Annotated in this window: 19 protein-coding genes and 1 tRNA gene; 7 read left to right on the top strand and 13 right to left on the bottom strand. The window is 46.9% G+C overall.

Annotation, left to right across the window (positions count from 1 at the left end; genetic code table 11):
- Positions 1–13: 13 nt before the first annotated feature.
- The 3 genes from A1sIIB76_RS01655 to A1sIIB76_RS01665 all read right to left on the bottom strand — a co-directional run bounded on the left by A1sIIB76_RS01655 (position 14) and on the right by A1sIIB76_RS01665 (position 2,511).
- Positions 14–700 (bottom strand): LuxR C-terminal-related transcriptional regulator, encoded by a 687-nt coding sequence (locus tag A1sIIB76_RS01655; protein ID WP_095674503.1) that lies wholly within the window; start codon positions 698–700, stop codon positions 14–16.
- Positions 701–763: 63 nt separating this feature from the next.
- Entirely contained in the window at positions 764–1,453 is a 690-nt protein-coding gene (locus A1sIIB76_RS01660; protein ID WP_095684439.1) for a response regulator transcription factor, read from the bottom strand.
- Complete coding sequence (locus tag A1sIIB76_RS01665) at positions 1,450–2,511, bottom strand: sensor histidine kinase (protein ID WP_095696820.1); 1,062 nt, start codon at positions 2,509–2,511, stop codon at positions 1,450–1,452. Before A1sIIB76_RS01665 ends, A1sIIB76_RS01660 begins: the two co-directional genes overlap by 4 nt.
- A 90-nt stretch (positions 2,512–2,601) precedes the next feature.
- Between A1sIIB76_RS01665 and phoU the strand changes: the two genes are divergently transcribed.
- Both phoU and A1sIIB76_RS01675 read left to right on the top strand, forming a co-directional pair.
- Positions 2,602–3,264 (top strand): phosphate signaling complex protein PhoU, encoded by a 663-nt coding sequence (gene phoU / locus A1sIIB76_RS01670; protein ID WP_190277072.1) that lies wholly within the window; start codon positions 2,602–2,604, stop codon positions 3,262–3,264.
- A gap of 9 nt (positions 3,265–3,273) precedes the next feature.
- A complete protein-coding gene (locus A1sIIB76_RS01675) occupies positions 3,274–4,188 on the top strand; it encodes a Ppx/GppA phosphatase family protein (protein ID WP_095696821.1) in 915 nt (304 codons plus the stop codon).
- A gap of 19 nt (positions 4,189–4,207) precedes the next feature.
- Here the strand turns inward: A1sIIB76_RS01675 and A1sIIB76_RS01680 are convergent, their stop codons facing one another.
- The 8 genes from A1sIIB76_RS01680 to A1sIIB76_RS01715 all read right to left on the bottom strand — a co-directional run bounded on the left by A1sIIB76_RS01680 (position 4,208) and on the right by A1sIIB76_RS01715 (position 12,406).
- The gene (locus A1sIIB76_RS01680; protein ID WP_095696822.1) at positions 4,208–5,086 is read right to left on the bottom strand and encodes an NUDIX hydrolase; all 879 of its coding nucleotides are present in this window, start codon (positions 5,084–5,086) and stop codon (positions 4,208–4,210) included.
- On the bottom strand, positions 5,083–7,146 hold the full coding sequence (locus A1sIIB76_RS01685; RefSeq protein ID WP_095696823.1) for an RNA degradosome polyphosphate kinase: 2,064 nt from the start codon (positions 7,144–7,146) through the stop codon (positions 5,083–5,085). Before A1sIIB76_RS01685 ends, A1sIIB76_RS01680 begins: the two co-directional genes overlap by 4 nt.
- 108 nt (positions 7,147–7,254) lie before the next feature.
- Entirely contained in the window at positions 7,255–8,202 is a 948-nt protein-coding gene (locus A1sIIB76_RS01690) for a Gfo/Idh/MocA family protein (RefSeq protein ID WP_095696824.1), read from the bottom strand.
- Entirely contained in the window at positions 8,199–9,230 is a 1,032-nt protein-coding gene (locus tag A1sIIB76_RS01695; protein ID WP_095696825.1) for a Gfo/Idh/MocA family protein, read from the bottom strand. Before A1sIIB76_RS01695 ends, A1sIIB76_RS01690 begins: the two co-directional genes overlap by 4 nt.
- A 37-nt stretch (positions 9,231–9,267) precedes the next feature.
- Positions 9,268–9,341, bottom strand: a tRNA-Ile gene (locus tag A1sIIB76_RS01700).
- Between the two features lie 103 nt (positions 9,342–9,444).
- Entirely contained in the window at positions 9,445–10,185 is a 741-nt protein-coding gene (locus A1sIIB76_RS01705) for an SDR family oxidoreductase (RefSeq protein ID WP_095674511.1), read from the bottom strand.
- Positions 10,182–11,180, bottom strand: coding sequence for a D-erythronate dehydrogenase (gene denD, locus A1sIIB76_RS01710; protein WP_095696826.1), 999 nt, complete (start codon positions 11,178–11,180; stop codon positions 10,182–10,184). The genes A1sIIB76_RS01705 and denD overlap by 4 nt, the downstream gene beginning before the upstream one ends.
- 188 nt (positions 11,181–11,368) lie before the next feature.
- The gene (locus A1sIIB76_RS01715; protein ID WP_095696827.1) at positions 11,369–12,406 is read right to left on the bottom strand and encodes an NAD-dependent epimerase/dehydratase family protein; all 1,038 of its coding nucleotides are present in this window, start codon (positions 12,404–12,406) and stop codon (positions 11,369–11,371) included.
- A gap of 322 nt (positions 12,407–12,728) precedes the next feature.
- On the opposite strand from A1sIIB76_RS01715, the gene A1sIIB76_RS01720 reads away from it, so the two are divergent.
- From A1sIIB76_RS01720 to A1sIIB76_RS01735, 4 genes are all read left to right on the top strand, one after another.
- Positions 12,729–13,769 carry a sugar ABC transporter substrate-binding protein gene (locus A1sIIB76_RS01720; RefSeq protein ID WP_095684451.1) on the top strand — a complete coding sequence of 347 codons (1,041 nt, stop codon included), beginning with the start codon at positions 12,729–12,731 and terminating at the stop codon, positions 13,767–13,769.
- Between the two features lie 118 nt (positions 13,770–13,887).
- On the top strand, positions 13,888–15,411 hold the full coding sequence (locus A1sIIB76_RS01725) for a sugar ABC transporter ATP-binding protein (protein ID WP_125918782.1): 1,524 nt from the start codon (positions 13,888–13,890) through the stop codon (positions 15,409–15,411).
- Complete coding sequence (locus tag A1sIIB76_RS01730; RefSeq protein ID WP_095696829.1) at positions 15,408–16,400, top strand: ABC transporter permease; 993 nt, start codon at positions 15,408–15,410, stop codon at positions 16,398–16,400. The genes A1sIIB76_RS01725 and A1sIIB76_RS01730 overlap by 4 nt, the downstream gene beginning before the upstream one ends.
- On the top strand, positions 16,387–17,400 hold the full coding sequence (locus tag A1sIIB76_RS01735; RefSeq protein ID WP_095696830.1) for a zinc-dependent alcohol dehydrogenase: 1,014 nt from the start codon (positions 16,387–16,389) through the stop codon (positions 17,398–17,400). Before A1sIIB76_RS01730 ends, A1sIIB76_RS01735 begins: the two co-directional genes overlap by 14 nt.
- Positions 17,401–17,436: 36 nt before the next feature.
- Here A1sIIB76_RS01735 and A1sIIB76_RS01740 read toward each other — a convergent pair whose 3' ends face one another.
- Together A1sIIB76_RS01740 and A1sIIB76_RS01745 are read right to left on the bottom strand one after the other, a co-directional pair.
- On the bottom strand, positions 17,437–17,742 hold the full coding sequence (locus A1sIIB76_RS01740; protein ID WP_095674520.1) for a lycopene cyclase domain-containing protein: 306 nt from the start codon (positions 17,740–17,742) through the stop codon (positions 17,437–17,439).
- Entirely contained in the window at positions 17,739–18,074 is a 336-nt protein-coding gene (locus tag A1sIIB76_RS01745) for a lycopene cyclase domain-containing protein (RefSeq protein ID WP_223298175.1), read from the bottom strand. The genes A1sIIB76_RS01740 and A1sIIB76_RS01745 overlap by 4 nt, the downstream gene beginning before the upstream one ends.
- Before the next feature lie 49 nt (positions 18,075–18,123).
- Here A1sIIB76_RS01745 and A1sIIB76_RS01750 point away from each other — a divergent pair, with 49 nt between their 5' ends.
- Complete coding sequence (locus A1sIIB76_RS01750; protein ID WP_095696831.1) at positions 18,124–19,074, top strand: Brp/Blh family beta-carotene 15,15'-dioxygenase; 951 nt, start codon at positions 18,124–18,126, stop codon at positions 19,072–19,074.
- The last annotated feature ends 22 nt before the right edge of the window (positions 19,075–19,096 follow it).

Below are 19,096 nucleotides of genomic sequence, written 5' to 3' on the forward strand. Positions count from 1 at the left end.
ACCGCAAGGCGCCTTAATGTCTTGGCGCACCGAGCCACTTAAAGTATTCGCCGGCTAAGACAACGCGCAGATTACGGCGACGATCTGGGGTTATAGATAGGTGTTGTGCGATGCGCGCCACAATCTGCTCAACTGACTTTTCTGAGACAAAGCGCACCTTAGCAATTTCAGAGTTACTTAGCCCCTGTGCAACAAGGCGCAGCGTCTCGATCTGAATATCGGTGAGCTCATTGAGAACTGTGATGAAATCTTCCTTATGAATTGAGGTATGCATATTGATCCAATTCATCTTTGAGCCATCTGTTGCAGATATCACGCTCTGTGCAAGGGCTCCGGTGATGACCGACAAATCTGAGATGCTGCGCTTGAGAATTATCTTGGAACCCGGTGGAATATTTTTTTCCATGAGGCCAAAGAGGCGCAGATCAGGACAGGATGTTGTAATAACTATTCCCAGTGCTGGGTTTACGTTACGCAGCTTCTGTAATAAGACAATCGCTGCTTCACCTGAGAATTGCAGGTCAATTAAGACAGCTTCAGGTTCAAGTGAGCGAAATAAGTTCTCGGCCATGAACTTATCTGGCGCTTCTCCCACAACATTGACGCTATGAAGGCGAAGTGAGGCGGCCATCGTGGCAAGCTCAAAGGAATCATCGTTAACGAGCAAGACTCGAACTGTTGATCCTTGTCGTGTGAGCACATGTAATGATAGGACGCATCGCGCCCTTTGTATCCTGGGGGTATCCCTATCGAAGCACCAGGCTTAAGCCTCGAACTTATATCCAAGCCCGCGGATAGTTTGAATCAGCAGTGGATTAGCTGGATCATCTTCAATCTTTGAACGCAGACGCTTGATATGAACATCCAGAGTCTTGGTATCCCCGTAATAATCTCCGCCCCAGACGCGGTCGATGAGTTGGCCACGAGTGAGCACCCGGCCAGCATTGCGCATGAGAAATTCGAGAAGTTCAAATTCTTTCAGAGGTAAGTTGATCAGAATCTCATTGACAGTCACTTGGTGACGGTCGATATCCATCCGGATGCGACCAGCTGCTTGAATGGAAGAATTGGCATCTGATCCTGATTCATCGGGTACACCACGGCGCATCACAGCTTTGATTCGCGCAACTAATTCACGCGATGAATAAGGCTTAGTTACGTAGTCATCAGCGCCAAGTTCAAGACCAACAACCTTATCGACCTCTGAATCTTTAGCGGTGAGCATGATGATGGGAACAGGAGATGTTGTGCGAATTGCGCGGCAGACATCTATTCCAGAAACTTCCGGAATCATGAGGTCTAACAAGATGAGGTCGTAATGATTTTTCTTAAAGAGCTCGAGGGCAACACGTCCGTTTTCCGCAATTTCACTCTCAAATCCTTCTTTTCCAAGAAGAAAGGAGATTGCCTCTGAAAATGATGTCTCATCTTCAACAATCAGTATTTTGGTCATTGTGTAACGCCTCCGTTAGGTGTGTAAATCGGCAAACGTAGCGCAAAGGAAGAGCCAACATTGGGCGAGCTCCATACCTTTACTTCTCCGCCATGATTTGAAGCTACGTGCTTAACAATTGAGAGCCCGAGTCCGGTGCCACCAGTTTCGCGTGAGCGCGCAGGATCCACGCGATAAAAGCGCTCAAAAATACGATCTTGTGCTTCCTCTGGAATTCCAATTCCTTGATCCGCCACGACGATTTCCACAATGCCATCACTTGTATTGGAGGAGACAGATACCTTTGTATTCTCTGGCGAATAGTTAATAGCATTTTCAAGGAGATTGTGAATTGCCATAATCAGTTGTTCGCTATCACCGAGTACGACTACTGCTGGGATATCTCCAGCAGCGACTGAAATTCCTTTAGCTTCCGAAGTTGTCTTGACCAAGTCAATCGCCTCATTAATCAGGTCAGCCACGTTATTTTCAGTCGCCACTTGAAGTGGATCTGAATCCTGGAGCCGAGAAAGATTGATGATCTCTTGCACAAGGTCAGTCAGGCGCTTGGCTTCAAGCTGCATACGTGTAGCAAACTTAACGACAGATGCGGGTTCATCGGCTGCCGAGAGAACAGCTTCACTTAAGAGTGAGAGGGCGCCGATTGGAGTCTTTAGTTCGTGTGAGATATTTGCAACAAAGTCTCGGCGTACCTCGTGCACGCGTTCTGCTTCACTCTCATCACTAAGAAGAACAACGATGTTATCGACATCTTCTAAATAGATTGCGCGCACAGTGAGCTCTCGCAAACCTTCACCAATGGGTCCTCGTGGAATTTCAATCTTTCCGATATGTCGCTGATGTGTGCGCCTGACAACGCGAATTAAGGCGACTAATTCAGGGCTAGTGATACGACCATCGCGCAATAGATTGAGCGTTTCAACGCCATCGGTTGCAAATCGAACGACCTCACCCGGGGCGACAAGCATCGCATCTTGATCGAGTTGCGATAACACATTGAGAAAAGTAGGAGAAATCTCATCTACGACAACGTCATTTTCATCGCGACGAAACCACATGGCAATAGCCTAACCTCTGCCTGGGACGGTTTACCGTCCGTTCACCTTTAGTCATTGCGAAATTCACCCGCTTCGCCTACCTTAACCCCCATGGCACTCATCCGGTCGGTCTTTCAAGAGGAACTCGACGGGGTATCACAGTCACTCGTTGATCTATCAAATATGGTCTCTGACTCTATTCATAGCGCTACCCAGGCACTTATTGAAGCCGACCTAAAGATTGCCGAAGAAGTTATCTCCAACGATGAAAAAATCGATCTATACCAACACGATTTAGATTCACGCATCATCGACATTATTGCTCGCCAACAACCAGTTGCCTCAGATTTGCGTGCACTAGTCACCGCGCTACGTATGAGCGCTGATTTAGAACGTATGGGCGATCTTGCTCACCACATTGCTAAAGTGACGCGACTTCGCCATCCGGAGAAAGTTGTTCCGGCTGAACTTAATGATCTCGTTAACCACATTGGCTCTGTCGCTGAAAATATCTCTCGCAAGATTCCTACTGTAATTGAAACACGCGATACCGAGTTAGCTCTTCAGCTGGAAAAAGATGACGATGAAATGGATAAATTGCACCGTCAGCTCATTGGATTACTGACCAACAACACTTGGAAGCATGGCGTCGAGGCTGCCGTGGATATCACCTTACTTGGTCGCTACTACGAACGATTTGCAGACCATGCCGTCTCGGTCTCCCGCCGTGTCTATTTCTTAGTTACAGGAACTTTCGCTAACTCAACTCGCTAGACTTCGGTAGTGAGATTAGGCGTATTAGATGTCGGTTCTAACACCATACATCTGCAAGTAGTTGATGCGCACTTAGGTGCCCCGCCGATTCCAAACTCTTCACATAAATCAATTATTCGTCTGACTGAATATCTGGATGAATCAGGTGCAATTACTCAATTGGGTATCACCAAGATCACCGATGCGATCCTTACCAACATGAAGGATGCAGCCCACCTAAATATTGATGAACTTCTCGCCTTTGCTACCTCTGCCATCCGTGAAGCAGTTAATGCAGATGAAGTGTTGGCGCACGTTAACCGAGAATGTGGAATTGATTTACAGGTACTCAGCGGTGAAGAAGAAGCACGATTTACATTTCTCGCCGCCCGCCGTTGGCTCGGATGGTCAGCGGGAGATTTATTGGTGCTCGACATTGGGGGAGGTTCTCTGGAAATTGCTCGTGGAACCGATGAGAACCCCGCTTTCAAGACATCTGTGCAATTAGGTGCGGGCCGCCTTACCCGAAAATTCCTGAGGGGCGATCCTTTCACAGCCAAATCACTGCGCACACTGGAAGAGTATCTTCAAGATGCAATTGCACCGCTTTCGCAATCACTTTCAACTTATGAAAAAGATGTTGCCACAGGGACCAGTAAAACATTTAGAACGCTGGCAAAGATTGCAACCACTTTCTATCCAAAGTTTGGTCCACACTTAACTTACAGCGCACTGGAAGCGATGGTGCCTAAACTGCAATCACTTGATATTGAGGGCAGAAAAGCCATGCAATCCATTTCGGCAGAGCGCGCCCCACAGATAGTTGCGGGAGCAATGGTTGCCAAAGAGCTGATGAAGACACTTAATTTGCAAGAGATTCAGATCTGCCCATGGGCGCTACGCGAAGGGATCGTCTTGCATCGCCTTGATTGGATAGAGCGCTAATACTTAAAGGAGTGCGGTATTAGTTAGAAATGCTTAAGTAATCAAGGCCCACAATTTCACCGCGCACGCGGTGCACAATCCAGGCATCACCCGGTTCAAGTTTAATCAAATCCTTATTCTTTAACTTGGTGTTAAGGATCCCGCGTAGCATCGAAGGAATCACAGGGTTGTGGCTGCAGATGAGAATGTTCTTCTCATCTTGTTTGAGCGCATTAGCAAAGGAAATTGCCTTCTCTGGATCTAATTCAAAACTCTCTTCATTCAGACTTGGCACAGTGGTAATCGATAATCCGCGAGCATGAGCAAGGGGAGTCACAGTCTGCACGCAGCGGGTGTAGTCCGAGGTATAGAGCTCATCGATGGCGAAAGGCTCGAGGTGTTTAATCAATAGTTGTGCCTGATCAAATCCAGTTTCATCTAAGGTGCGATGAGAATCTGCTTCATCCCAGTCACCGCGCTCAAGGGATTTTGTATGGCGCAAGATAATCAAGGTATCTGTATGTTGCTCTTGATTCATAAATGTTTCAATAATTGATTTATCAGAGTCATGAGTTGCCTGCTCCAGTGCTTGGGTTGCAGGTAGCCATTTCATCTGATCAACTTCATCGTTAGCAATAAAATCACTCTGATCAAGGGCGCAGTAGGCGGCCCAGTACTTCACGCGCTTTTGCTGGCCTGACTCTTCGTATTCAACAGCGCCAAGCTGGCGAGTAAATGAGGCACGGATTCCAGTCTCTTCTAAGACTTCCCGGTAAGCGCATTGCAGCGCCGTCTCACCCATTTCAACTTTACCTTTAGGTAGTGACCAATCGTCATAGCGCGGGCGGTGAATCAGTGCCACCTCGATAGCAAGATCAGAATTCTCGCGCCAGAGAAGTGCTCCGGCTGCTCTTATCATGAACGGTTATGTCTATCGACGAAGTGATCTTGAAAGTTAACTAGGAGATTTCCATCATGATCTTTAATATTTCGAACCCACTTGTTTTCATCCGTTAGTTTCCATGTTGAATACTTATCTGAGACCGAGTCATCAAGAATTGCAGCAAGTCGCTGCTTATGCTTTTCAGATTCGATGAGCACCAGTGATTCCACTCGGCGATCGAGGTTTCGGTGCATCATGTCGGCGCTGCCGATGTAGTAATCCTCAGCTCCACCGTTGCGGAAATAATAAATACGTGAGTGCTCTAAGAATCTTCCTAAAATTGAGCGAACCTTGATGTTCTCCCGGCGAGCTTGGGTATTTAAGCGAATTGAGCAAATACCACGCACCACAATTTCAACTTTTACACCTGCGTCAGCTGCTTCATAGAGGTGATCGATAATCTCTTCATCAAGAAGTGAGTTGAGTTTAAATCTAATCCAGGCCGGCTTGCCATCGAGGTGATTGCGGGTCTCTCGCTTGATTCGAGCAATCAATCCTTTTCGCATACTGTGTGGGGCAACGAGAAGACGGGAATACTCATGCTTAGTTGAGTAACCAGAGAGTTCGTTAAAGAGACGAGAGAGATCTTCGCCCAAAATAGGATCAGCGCTAAGGATTCCAAGATCATCATAGAAACGGGCAGTCTTTGGGTTGTAGTTACCTGTGCCCACATGGCAGTAACGGCGCAAATTCTCGCCTTCTTCACGCACCACTAGAGATAACTTCGCATGTGTTTTAAGACCCATAAGTCCATAAACAACATGCACGCCGACTTCTTCTAGCTTTCTAGCCCAGCGCACATTTGCCATTTCATCAAAGCGAGCACGGATTTCAATCACCGCAAGTACTTGCTTGCCGGCTTCGGCAGCTTCAATCAGCGCCTGCACGATGGGTGAATCACCTGAAGTTCGGTAGAGGGTCTGCTTAATTGCCAATACATGTGGGTCTCGTGCTGCATTTTCTAGGAAATTCACAACGGAGGTAGTAAAGGATTGATACGGGTGATGCAGCAGAATCTCACCTTTTCGAAGCGCGGTGAAGAAAGAATCACTTGAATCTAGATCAACATCGCGCAGCTCAGGTGCAGTCTCACTTCTAAATGGCGCATATTTCAGCTCCGGGAAATCAAGATCTGCAATCTGGTTCAGGCTGCGCAGATCAAGCGGCGAGTCATATTTCAAGACATCGATAGGTTCGATTTTTAACTCATCCATGAGTTCGTTCAGAACTTCAGGATGAATGACCTTATCTACCTCAAGGCGCACGGGAGGCCCAAAGCGACGACGAGTAAGTTCCTTCTCCATCGTTTCCAGGATGTCATCGGTCTCATCTTCATCAAGGTCGAGGTCTTGATTTCGGGTTACGCGAAAGAAGAAGTGATCTTTGAGTGTGACACCGGGGAAGAGCTCCGAGAGATGCTCGGCAATAAGTTCGTCGATGAGCACAAAGCGAATCTTTGACTGATCTGAGGTGCGAATAAAGCGCGGAAGGTTGGTGGGGATTTTTACGCGCGCAAAGCTAATGTCTTGATCTTCACTAGATTCGATATTGATACCGATATTAAGTGAGAGCCCGGAAATATATGGAAATGGGTGTGATGGATCCACAACTAGGGGAGTCAGCACTGGAAAGACTCGCTTATCGTAATAATCCTTCAGCTGACTACGTTCTTCATCCGTGAGTTCGCTAATCTTGCAAAATTCAATGCCATGGGTAGCAAGCTCAGGGATGATGACATCTTTAAATCGCTCGGCTTGGATATTTACTAAATTCTGGGTGCGCTCAAGGACAATTTTCAGCAATTCTCTTGGTGTGTAACCGGCAGAGTTGGGTGTCGTCACGCCTCGCTCAATTTTTGCTTTCAGTGAGGCAACGCGCACCATAAAGAATTCATCTAGATTTGAAGAGAAGATCGACAGAAAGCGCACTCGCTCGAGAAGTGGAATAGTGGGATCTTCTGTCAGTTCCAGCACCCGAGTATCGAAATCGAGCCAGGTTAATTCTCTATCCTGGTAATTCGCTAACTGATCTCTCACGGTCTAAGAATGTCCTAATTCGGTAAATGGTAGGTAACCAACTGGTGAACTACCCACTTTACAAGCACTCCACCCATTATGAGAAAAGAGCGCTGAGCCTAAGCCTGGCTAGAACCTGGCGCGAAGTTGATCAAGGGCTCTTTGCACAAAGAGTGAAGTCTCCAGTGGAAGCACCCAACTCTCTTGTCCTTGAATTTTCTTGCCAAAATTTTCAATCATGAGCTGGTAGGGATCAACTGCATCAAATTCTTCAATGTTTTCACCTAAGCGCAATTGACTTTGTGAGTTCCACGATGTGAATGCTTCTTTGCCAACAAGTTCAACTGATTCTTTCTCGCCGTGCACAATCAAGCTTTGATTTTCTGGCATCTCAAAGGAGGCCACACCTTGTGCAGTAATAGAGCCAGCAAAGCGCAGCTGCCAGGTGGTGGTCAGATCAATTCCGGTCGGCCCCGTCGTGACATCACACTTTTGAATCTCCATCTGCGCGTTATCACCAACTAAGGCTGCCATGGCATGCAGTGGATACACGCCAACATCAAAGAGCGCTCCACCTCCCATAGCCGGTGAGAGTCGATAGTTGCCGTCAATGTTTGCTGGGAAAGTAAATGATGACTCAATCGAGTGCAACTTTCCGATATTTCCAGCTTTCACATAATCAACTAACCGTGCCATGCGTGGATGCCAACGTGACCACACTGCTTCAACGAGCAATCGATCATTTTCTCGGGCAGTCTTCACCATAAGCTCAACTTCACTTGAGTTAATAGCAAATGGTTTTTCACATAAGACATGCTTACCTGCCTTAAGTGCGGCAACGCTCCACTGGCAATGTAAGTGATTGGGAAGGCTGATATAGACGGCATCAACTAACGGATCATTGATTAGCGCTTCGTAACTTTCATGAATTGTTACAGGGTTCAGTGCTCGTGATCGCGCCGAGTCTCGACTAGCCACTGCCTGCACGATCGCATCCGATGCAGCATGCATCGCTGGTGCGATTGCTTTAGTTGCAATCCACCCTGCACCCAGCAGCCCCCAGCGAGTGTTCGTCATCGCAATAGTGAAGGTGTTATGGAACGGCCATTTGATTGCGCTGACTCTTCAGCTGCCTGCATGATTGCAACAACATCTCGGGATTGGGCGGTGGTGACATTCATTGGGATGTTGTTCTGTAAATAGGCGACAACGCTTTGGTGGAATGAATAAGGAGTAGGGGCGGTGTTGGTGATTACTTCCGATGTGCCATCGGCGCGATGGATTGTCAGAATTGCCGGTAAATCAGCGGGGGCTGACCCGGCAGCTGGATCCCAGTTACCGATAATCGCTCCCGTTGTTCCTAATACATAGAACTTTGGTTTACGAGCTGCGGCAAGATCTGAATTGGTAAAAGTTGCGCGAGCCCCACCTGCGAAGGTGATTGAAACATCTGCGTGGTCGGCATTTGTGACATGGGTCCAGAGTCGTTTTTGATTAATTCCGGTGACTGAATCCACCTTCCCCGGAATGATTGCCAAAATTTGATCAATGAAGTGACTGCCCCAGTCAAAGATGGCACCACCTGAGACTTCGACCATTGAGTGCCAATATGAACATGGCTTGGAGTAACCGCCGACAAAGCTCTCGTAAGAGAAGACTTCACCGATACTTCCATCATCAATAAGTTTCTTCATCGTCACAAAATCGGCATCAAAGCGACGGTTTTGATAGACAACGAGCAGCAGGTTCTTTGCGGCAGCCAACTCCATCAATTCGTCACACTCTTGCACCGTCAGCGCCATTGGTTTTTCCAAGATCACATTAATTCCGCGGGCTAGTGACTCCTTCGCCCATTGATAATGGCTGTTGGGTGGAGTTGAGATGACAACAAGTTCAAGTAGCCCAGAATCGAGCATCGCAGTTGAATCGGCAAAGGTTGTGACATCAGGTGCTAAGAGTTGCGCAGCAGCTAATCGCTCCGGATTTGTATCAGCCACAGCTACAAGGTGCAGACCTGGCGTTGCTGCGATTGCACGGTTGTGTTCATCACCGATTGCCCCATATGCGAGCAAGCCAACGCTTATCGCGCCGGAACTTTTGGACATTCAAACCCCTTTTTATTGTGCACTATTGCACTTCGAGTGAGGCGGGTCGGGCTCGAACCGACGACGACCAAATTATGAGTTTGGGGCTCTAACCAACTGAGCTACCGCCTCGTCGGGCGCAATCTTACGGGGTGGGGCCACGAGTATCGAGCCAAGGATTTCTGCAGAGCTTTTATGAGTTGTAAAACCACTTTAATTGGTGGAGCGCAGACCTTTACCCGCGTCCACTAAATGGCATCTTGGTAGCCATCACAGTTATAAATGGCACATTTGAAGTCAAGGGCAAACTAGCCATGAAAGCTACGGCATCTGCCACATTTTGTGGATCTATCGTTGGCTCAATCTTCGTTGATCCATCTGCTTGAGTTGCGCCAACTCGCATCACTTCAGCCATATCTGTATTGGCATTACCAATATCTATTTGGCCAACGGCGATATCAAAAGCGCGACCATCGAGTGAGGCGGTCTTGGTTAGTCCGGTCACAGCGTGTTTTGATGCTGTGTATGCCGATGAATTCGGGCGAGGAATTTGGGCAGAGATAGAACCGTTGTTGATGATGCGCCCACCCATCGGCGATTGAGTTTTCATGAGAGCAAATGCTTGTTGGGTGCAGTAGAAGACGCCAGAGATGTTTACATCCACTACCTTCTGCCAATCTTCAACTTTTACATCCTCTAACGGAACTCCCGGAATCACTACCCCAGCATTATTAAAAAGTAGGTCTACCCGACCGAAACTACTTTTGATTTGTGCAAAAAGAGATTTAACTGATTCGGGATCACTCACATCGCAGACAATGCCGACAGATCCGCCACCTGCTTCTTTAGCGACAGCGTCGATTGCAACCTTGTCACGTCCTGCAGCAACTACTAGCCAACCCTTTTGTGCCAGGGTAATGGCAGTAATACGACCCACGCCACGGCCTGCTCCTGTTACGACTGCAATCTGCTTCATTTGCTTCGCCCCGGAATCTTTCCATCTAGTTCGTCATCAATATGGACCTGAATAATCTCATCAAGTGTATTTTCAGCTTTAAAGCCAAGTGCTCTAGCTCTTGCACTTGTAATGTCGGGGAAGTTCCAGTTAGAGAGCATTTTTTCGATCACAGGATCAGGCTCATCTTTGATGAGTGCAACAATCTCATCTCCCGCCACCCTGCGAAGTGCATCAATTTCATCACCGACCGTGCCCCAAACCCCAGGCATCATCATTGCTCTGTTATCACCGAGAACCGATGTATCTAAATTCGCTGCATGGACAAGAAAACCAACTGCCGAACGAGGTGAAGCGAAATAGTTAGTAGCACTCTTTGAAGCAGGAAGTATGGCCTCTATTCCAACAAGTGGCTCGCGGAGAATATTTGAGAAGAATCCAGAGGCAGCCTTATTAGGTTTTCCTGGGCGAACGCAGATTGTGGGAAGTCGCAGACTTACGCCGTCGACAAAACCCCGTCGGCTATAGTCGTTGACAAGCAGCTCTGAAATTGCTTTCTGAGTGCCATAACTAGTACGAGGCTGCAGATGAAAATCATCATGGATGATCTCTGGGTAAGGCCCGCCATAAACGGCGACAGATGAGGTGAAGACTAATCGCGGCATGTAACCGTTACCAGTAAGACGAATTGCCTCAAGGATGTTCTTAATTCCCTCTACATTGACGCTGTAACCCTTTTCGAAATTAGCCTCTGCCTCACCTGACACAACAGCAGCGAGATGAAAAATGACATCTGGCTTATTTGTAATGAGAGATTGTGCAATTACGGGGTTTGTAATATCTGCAACTACTGGTTTTATTGGAAATTTTGCCGTGGTCGATAACGCTGGAGCCGCAAAGGCATCTGCCAGTGTAAGTTCAGCTATCTCTCGATTACCGAGCTTGCCTGAGCGCGCTAAGTTGTGGGCTAATTTCTGCCCGACCATGCCGCCACCACCGATAATCAAAATTCTCATATCTTTACCCTAGAGGAAAAGTTTTAATATTCCAAGGAAAATCGGTGATGGGTGCGATTATGCGGACTGACTCATTTATGAGTTCATCGTTCCCTTTATTTTTCTTAGCCTCTCAGAACTCGTTCTACATCAATCGGCAAAATAAACGTTAAGGGTGGAGCAACTATGCAAAATTACCCGCATTGAGTTCAATACTTTTCTCTCAACCAATCTCGCCAGATGACCACTTGTTCTTCAATGAGTAATGATTCCCCTAAACCCCTTGGAATTCGCTGATCATGCTCTGGAACATAGGGGATAGTGATGGGTTTTTTCGCTAAATCTGCGCTGAGATTTTTCACAGGCTTTGAAAAAACTTTACCGACAAGCTCTGCCCAATGACTGAGTTCACGGCCCTTATCTGAACCAATATGAATCGAACCAGCTTGACCCAACCCCAAGACGTAGATCAAAGCGCTAGCCATGTCAGCGGCGTATTCGTAAGATCTCACGGTAGCTGGGTTTACTGCGAGGTTAATTTCATCTTCATACATCCCCGAATGCATAAAATTACCTATGGAGTAATGCTCCTGAAGTGGCACTCTCGGGCCCATAAAGGAGAATAACCTGGCGTTAATTCCTTTCACTGCCCCTTCAATGGTGGCAGCTTCAATCAATTTCTCGGTTTCAATTTTTGCTCTCGCATACTCGCTATCAACTTCATCAGAAGGGTCAAGATCTCGCCTTGGCCAATTGAGGGGAATGTTCTCCAAGGAGCTAGGTGATTTTTCATAGATAGCACCGGAACTTGTATGCAAAAAAATCGGCGGGACATCTTGTTTTTTCGCAATCTCAAGTAAATTTTGAGCACCTGTAACACTTGACTCAAAAACATTTCCTAGGTCACCAGCCCGAGTGGCGGTAGTCGTCGGAGTAGCGGCATGAACAATGTGAGTAAAGGTACCTGCGATTTCTTTGCACACCCTTATATCTGACTCAATGATCTTCACATTTTTCTTTGACGTCAGATCAATCCAAGCGTTGACTTTAGATGCATTACGAGTGATCCCAGTGATTTCAATCTTTAAACCGAACTCTTTATTGAGATGCATTAATGATTCAACTAACCACGATCCGACAAATCCCGTCATGCCAGAAATCAGAAAGGAGGCTTTCTCAAGATTAATGTCATTTTCTTGGAAATACTTTGCAACCAAATCAAGATCGGCTTTCGGCAAAGATTTCATGTGCTAATGCTATGTTCGATTGGAACTAGTTCGCCCCTTGGACTCAGGCGCTTAATAACTCTTTAGATAGGTCATGCAATCTCATCTGTTTCAAAGCGAGTTGGAGGGATGAAGGCGTGAGGTTTTCTCCACTCAGATGACTCGGCTGGGTTTGTCTCGGGAGGACCTGACCTAGCGCCACCCCTAGATGATGAGCGTGGGCAGATGAGAGCGGATAGAAGATTGTGGTGAATTCTTGAGAAAAAGGGTTGACCTTATTGGCGATAGGGATTTGAATAGCTGAAGTTTCTTTTGGAAACGATTCTAGAATCAAGGGGGAAAGATGAAGAGTTTGAAGAAGAAAGCCTCAATGCTCGCAGTGGCCTCACTGCTTGGAATGGGTTTAAATAGCACTAGCGCACAAGGCGCTGAAGTTGTAATCGGAATGAGTTCACCATCTCTTGCAGATGCCGGGCAGCAAGTTATTGCAGCTGGCGTTAAGACCTGGGTGGCAAAGCAAGGCTGGACACTCGTTGCTAAGAACGCAAATGGTGTCGCCAAAGATCAGGCAACACAGATTGAAGCACTCATTGAGCAAAAAGTTAGCGCGATTATTCTGGTTCCAGCAGATGCAGCAGCAATTTGCGCACCTATAGCTAAGGCTGAAGCAGCTGGTATTCCTGTCTTTGCAATCGACAGATTGCCAGATGGCTGCAAAGTTGCAGCAACTGTGTTGGCAGATAATTACCTAGCTGGCCAAGACTCCGGTAAGGCAATGGTCAAACTTCTTACTAAGAAGTATGGATCAGCAAAGGGTATCGTCCTTGAGATTCAAGGCGACATGTCAAGCATCACCGCCCAAGACCGTGGAAACGGATTTGATGATGTTATTAAGAAGTATCCAAAGATAACTCTCATCAAGAAGCCAACTAAATGGACTGAGGCTGAATTCTCTAAAGCCACACGTGACGTTGCATCAACTAAAAAACTTGATGGTATCTACATGCACTCCGACTGTGTCGGTTCAGTTGTAGTGACAACAGCACTGAAATCCGTTAACAAGCTCTTCAAGCGTGGAAATGCAAAGCATGTATTCCTTACCGGAGTAGATGGATGCTCAGCCACAATGAAGGTATTCCGCGATGGGTATTTTGATGCAACCTCAAGCCAGGCCTTGCCTGATTTCGGGTCAGTAACAAATCTTGTCAAGGTTGTACTTGAAGGTGGATCAATCACTGAAGGCGCTTTTGCTGCTGAAGGTGCTTCAGGACCAATCTCTGGAAAGATCAAGAACGGCCCAGCTGGCCCAACATTGGCGTTGAAGACAATTCCGGTTACACCGGCAAATGTCGACAACACCGCTTTGTGGGGTAATGCTAAGTAGTTGAGTTAAAAATTCTCCCCGGAGAGATCAGCAATGATCTCTCCGGGGAGAATTAACACTTTTATATGGATGATTGGCGTAGTCTTTTAATAATTAATCTCTTGGAAAAGGATTCGTCTTGAAGAATGAAATGTGCTTGGAAGCTATTGAAGCTACCAAGATCTATGGCAAGACTACGGTTTTGCAGAACGTATCTATGAATGTGCTTAAGGGAGAGGTACACGGGCTTGTTGGTCGCAACGGTGCCGGAAAGTCCACGCTAGTAGGTGGCATCACCGGACTCGTAACGCTAGACCACGGTCATGTAATTTTTGATGGCGTAAAACTTGAACCAGGCAATCCTGAATTCGCACTTAAAGCGGGCATCGCAATTGTTCCGCAACAAATGAGTTCATTCCGCACGCTTTCGGTAGGAGAAAATTTATTTGTTGGCCGCCTGCCCATGGGTAAGCACGGCTTGGTTAATTGGACAAAAGTCTGGGAGATGGCTGAAACTTCTCTGAAATTAGTTGGTCTAGATATTGACCCGAGAGTTCCTATTGCAACTCTTGGTGTTGCATCCCGACAGATGATTGCAATCGCGCAGGCGCTATCTCGATCTGCAAAACTGATAATTCTTGATGAACCAACCGCAGCCTTAGCAAAACCTGAAATTGATAGACTCTTCAAATTAATAGAGAATTTATCTGACTCCGGCGTTTCAATTATTTATATTTCACACCACCTTCAAGAAGTTTTTGCTATTACAGAGAGAGTGACAGTGCTGCGCGATGGCTTATCGCGAGGGACTTTTCAAACTTCTGAAATTTCATCCGATGATTTGATTAGGGAGATGGGGGCTAGCTCTGCGCTCACGAAGAGAGCTCGCAAATCAGATAGTCACTCATCAGATTCGGATCTCGGTAAGAGCGCAGTTGTGCTTGATGTTAAAGATTTAAGTAAGGAAAATGCTTTTAGCCAAATCTCTCTCACGATTCGAACTGGTGAAGTTGTTGGGTTAACCGGGTTAGAGGGATGCGGAAAGCATGAATTAGTTCAGACACTTTTCGGCTTGCAAGGAGCGACATCGGGTAGCGCTGAATACGGTGGCGCAAGTAGCGTTGCAAAGCGCCCCAAAGAAGCGATTTCACGGGGAGTGGGATATCTATCGCAGGATCGTCGAGGAGAAAGCGTATTCGAAAAATTCAACGTTGCAGATAATCTCACGATGACAGTACTTGATAGGTTGCAGAATAAATGGGGCCTGCAATTCCCAAGTAAGGCTAGAAAAGTATCTAAGGATGCAATTAAAACTTACAGCATTGTTTGTACAGGTCCCGGTCAAATTGTTGGCACATTAAGTGGAGGCAACCAGCAAAAGGTTGCACTTGCCAAAATGTTGCAATCCGGTCCTTCTTTGTTACTTCTTGAGGAGCCGACGCAAGGTGTTGATATTGCAGCCAAGGCGAGCATTACGACCATCGTTGCAGAGGCTTGTGAGCGTGGCGCAGGAGTGCTACTCATCTCAGATGAAGTAGAGACTTTGTTACAGGTAACTGACCGAGTCATCGTTCTATATAAGGGCAATAAAGTTAGTGAGTTTGAAACTGAAGATTTAGATGGCGAAACACTTATCCGAGCAATCGAAGGGATCAACGCATGAAAAGAGTAAAATGGATCAACAGATTGGTTGACCATCTAATTTGGATTGTGTTAGCTGTAACAGTTATTGTGATAGCCCTGACAATTGATACCTTCTTCCAGTTCAATAACCTTTCTAATGTGCTGCTTCATGGCACAGTCCTTGGCCTTTTATCTATTGCCGCCGCAACGGTAATTATCGGCGGAGATCAAGATCTCTCGCTCGGTGTGAATATGGGTTTTGTTGGTTATCTGGTTGCCTGGATATCTTTAGGCGAAGGAGATGTCGGTAGTGGTTGGAATGTAAATCCAATTCTTGCAGCATTTATCGGCATTGCCGTGGGTATTGGAATTGGCTGGGTAAATGGCTCATTGGTAACTCGACTTAAGATGGATAGTTTCCTTGTAACTCTCGGAAGTCTTATTGTTTTGGGTGGACTTACCTATGTGTTAAATCAGGCCAGAACTTTGAACGGAATCGACCCGGCCCTGTTGTTTTTAGGAGGAGAGAAATCATTTGGAGTTCCTAACTCAGTAATTCTTACTGCCTGCGCCTTTGGACTTGCGATAATGATCTCTCGCTTTACCAGTAGCGGACGTCGTCTTTATGCAGTGGGAAGCAATGCAGTAGCTGCACGAGCTGCAGGTATTGATCCAGGTGCGGTAAAGCGTCGCATGTTTATGGTTGCCGGAGGAACTGCCGGCGTTGCCGGATTGCTCATCATCGGAGAACTTGGGTCAGCGCCAGCAAATGTTGGTCAGGGTGTGATTTTTGAAGTATTTGCTGCAACAGTTATTGGTGGGGTAAGTCTTTCCGGAGGACGTGGGTCTTACTTCGATGTCTTAGGAGGAGTGCTTTTGTTATCAATCATCGCAAATGCTCTCAACCTCACTACTATCGACCCATTCTGGGTAGAGCCAATTCGAGGATTTATCATTTTGTTCGCCGTCTTCTTGGACTCACAGCGTGAGACTTTGCGCCTGTGGCTCTTTAAGCATGCAACATCCTAAAGTTGCGATGAAAGCACTTTTCATCACTGCTCCTCAAAAGTGGGAGATTTTAGAAGTCCCTACTCCCGAAATCACTCAAGCTGAGGTGCTTCTTCGTGTTGGCTTTGTCGGACTTTGCGGTACTGACCTGGAGCTACTAAACGGAAAGCATCCATATTTTTCAACAAATAATGCTTCTTTCCCAATGCAAATTGGGCATGAGATGAGCGGAACAATTGTTCAATCCATGAATCCAGCTTTACCTGTTGGTACGCAAGTGATTATGGATCCAATCGTAGGGTGCGGAAATTGTGAAGGTTGCAAAAATCGTGCGACGTGGTGTCAGGAGCGCGTTGAGATTGGAGTACGACGCGGGGGACCCGGTGCATTGGCAGAGTATGTAAAAGTCCCTATGGGAAATGTTTATCCGATTCCACAAGGAGTTTCACTTCGTGATGCAACTCTTACCGAGCCGGCAGTCACTGCCATTAATGGCGTATCTAGAATTCAAGCCTCTGGGGGTCGCGCACTAGTAGTGGGAGATGGCACTATTGGAATAATTGCTGCGCAAGTTCTTGCACATAGAGGCTGGAAGGTGCAAGTAGCAGTTCTCAATGAAGTAAGTGCAGAGCGTGTGCGTTCGCTGGGATTTGAACCTGTCATGCCACATCAAATGGAAAGCATTTCAGTCAATGTTGTCGTTGAGGCTGCAGGCACAAATCGTTCCATCCAATCCACATTTAAGGCTGTATCTGCGGGTGGCGAGGTTGTGCTCCTTGGAGTTCCAGATAAACCTATGGAAGGTTTCGATATTGCCGATCTCGTATTACGTGAGATCTCTATTTATGGAGTACTCAATGGGCCTGGTTTGTATAACGAGGCACTTGAACTGATTGCTAAGGGTGTTATTCAGTCATCAAAAATTATTGATCAAGTCTTTGACTTTGCCCAGTTTGGTGATGCAATCAAGTTATTAGCTAACCCAGATAGGAAATTGCCTAAAATCCTCATCGGTATGTAAGTAGCCAGTTAGTTCTGCTTGGTCAGTTGCAGTACCTCAGTGGCGCTGCATTCCTCGGCGGCCCCAGAACTCCCAGAGGGCCATCACACTCAAAACAAGTGCGAATCCGAAGAGAACATCCTCTGCTGGAGCGGAGAAGAATCGAAGTCCCACAATCGCATCAGGGCTATACATCACGATATTTCTTGAGGTGAGCCACCAATTTGTCAGAAACTGGAATGGCAAGATGATTGCATAAGAGGTCCAGAATGCTGGTCGCGTGAGCATGGAAGTTTTAAAGAGAAAGAGGTCTGCCATAACCGCTATGGCAAATGCGGTAATTGCGATATCAGAGTAAATCATTCGCCGAACTCATCTTTACGCCAGTGTGGTTTAACGGTGGTGACGCCCTCAATCGTAAAGATAGCTGCCATCGGAATCACCATAAAGAAAATATATTCCTCTAGCGGAATACTAAACGGTCCATAAATCCCTAACATTTGTTCCCGATCGAAGAACCAGTGGCCTTGTGCGATTGCATAGGCATCCCAAGCAAGAAAAAAAATACTGATGGGCAAAACGCTAATTGCTACTCGCTTGATGCGACGCAAGACGCCGGTCTTCAAATAGATCTCTAGCCAGGCCGAGCCGCAGAAGGTAAATATGAGCATCGCCATATAAGACCACTGTTTCATGCCTGCATTTTTGCATATAACTCTGTGAAAAATTGCTACTGTGTTCGCTATGAGTGAGACTAAATTACGGCTCTTTAGCCGGGTCCGCACTCTCTCCAGCGCGGTGATTGCCATTGCTACCGTGCTCTCACTGCTCTTCTCGCAGTGGCTTGGAACAAACTCCCTGGGCTGGCAGTTAGTTCTGGCAACGATCGCCTTAGCTATTGGTATTCCACATGGCGCCCTAGATCATCTGGTCACACTTCCTAAGGCAGCTCCTATTCGGATGGCGTTATTTATCATGCTCTACGTCGCCATCGCCCTACTCGCTATCTATGCAATCCTGCGATGGAACGTCTGGGGATTCATCTTTGTTGTCATCATGAGTGCCACCCACTTTGGAATCGGAGATGCAGCATTCTTAAGTGAGAAAGATTCACTAGATGGCAGTTCCCGAATTCCGGCTTGGTTCTATGCACCTGCTGCTGGGCTGCTTCCGGTTGCCATCCCGCTGGTAAACAGCCGCAGTACCGATGCACTTGAAAAAGTTAATCCTGCGCTGATTAATTGGCATAGTGGGTTCACTACTGAAATTCTGATGGCAGTTGCCGTAGTTACAACTCTTTGCCTTCTGGCACTGCTCCAACGTAAGCGTTATCGAGATGCACTCGACATTCTGCTCTTGGCCGCCCTCGCCTCCTTTGCACCACCTCTTGTGGCGTTTGCCGTCTACTTCGGCTGTTGGCATGCAATGCGCCATACCGCTCGTCTTACCTCACTCTTACCTAATTCAGAGAGTGCATACTTGCGGGGACGCCCTGGTCAGGCCTTTGTGGCCGCCGTTATTCCAGGGCTGCCAGCACTTGTTGGAACATTAATCTTCGTCGTTATCTTGGCTGGCTTTTCACAACAAGATCTCAGTGACAAATTCTTATGGTTGACCTTGGTCACAATCTGGGCGCTAACAGTTCCTCACATGATAGTCACAGCCAGATTAGACCGCGCCGCACTCAAGAAATAAGTACCGCTTAGTTACTCTTGCC

This window comes from Candidatus Planktophila versatilis (assembly GCF_002288265.1).
GTDB classification, from domain to species: Bacteria; Actinomycetota; Actinomycetes; order Nanopelagicales; family Nanopelagicaceae; genus Planktophila; species Planktophila versatilis.

Excerpts from the sequence above, each read along its gene's own strand:
- A1sIIB76_RS01660 (WP_095684439.1), bottom strand. The coding sequence starts at position 1,453 with ATGACCAAAATACTGATTGTTGAAGATGAGACATCATTTTCAGAGGCA.
- A1sIIB76_RS01665 (WP_095696820.1), bottom strand. The coding sequence starts at position 2,511 with ATGTGGTTTCGTCGCGATGAAAATGACGTTGTCGTAGATGAGATTTCT.
- phoU (WP_190277072.1), top strand. The coding sequence starts at position 2,602 with ATGGCACTCATCCGGTCGGTCTTTCAAGAGGAACTCGACGGGGTATCA.
- A1sIIB76_RS01680 (WP_095696822.1), bottom strand. The coding sequence starts at position 5,086 with ATGATAAGAGCAGCCGGAGCACTTCTCTGGCGCGAGAATTCTGATCTT.
- A1sIIB76_RS01690 (WP_095696824.1), bottom strand. The coding sequence starts at position 8,202 with ATGACGAACACTCGCTGGGGGCTGCTGGGTGCAGGGTGGATTGCAACT.
- A1sIIB76_RS01695 (WP_095696825.1), bottom strand. The coding sequence starts at position 9,230 with ATGTCCAAAAGTTCCGGCGCGATAAGCGTTGGCTTGCTCGCATATGGG.
- A1sIIB76_RS01705 (WP_095674511.1), bottom strand. The coding sequence starts at position 10,185 with ATGAAGCAGATTGCAGTCGTAACAGGAGCAGGCCGTGGCGTGGGTCGT.
- denD (WP_095696826.1), bottom strand. The coding sequence starts at position 11,180 with ATGAGAATTTTGATTATCGGTGGTGGCGGCATGGTCGGGCAGAAATTA.
- A1sIIB76_RS01715 (WP_095696827.1), bottom strand. The coding sequence starts at position 12,406 with ATGAAATCTTTGCCGAAAGCCGATCTTGATTTGGTTGCAAAGTATTTC.
- A1sIIB76_RS01720 (WP_095684451.1), top strand. The coding sequence starts at position 12,729 with ATGAAGAGTTTGAAGAAGAAAGCCTCAATGCTCGCAGTGGCCTCACTG.
- A1sIIB76_RS01730 (WP_095696829.1), top strand. The coding sequence starts at position 15,408 with ATGAAAAGAGTAAAATGGATCAACAGATTGGTTGACCATCTAATTTGG.
- A1sIIB76_RS01735 (WP_095696830.1), top strand. The coding sequence starts at position 16,387 with ATGCAACATCCTAAAGTTGCGATGAAAGCACTTTTCATCACTGCTCCT.
- A1sIIB76_RS01740 (WP_095674520.1), bottom strand. The coding sequence starts at position 17,742 with ATGATTTACTCTGATATCGCAATTACCGCATTTGCCATAGCGGTTATG.
- A1sIIB76_RS01745 (WP_223298175.1), bottom strand. The coding sequence starts at position 18,074 with ATGAAACAGTGGTCTTATATGGCGATGCTCATATTTACCTTCTGCGGC.
- A1sIIB76_RS01750 (WP_095696831.1), top strand. The coding sequence starts at position 18,124 with ATGAGTGAGACTAAATTACGGCTCTTTAGCCGGGTCCGCACTCTCTCC.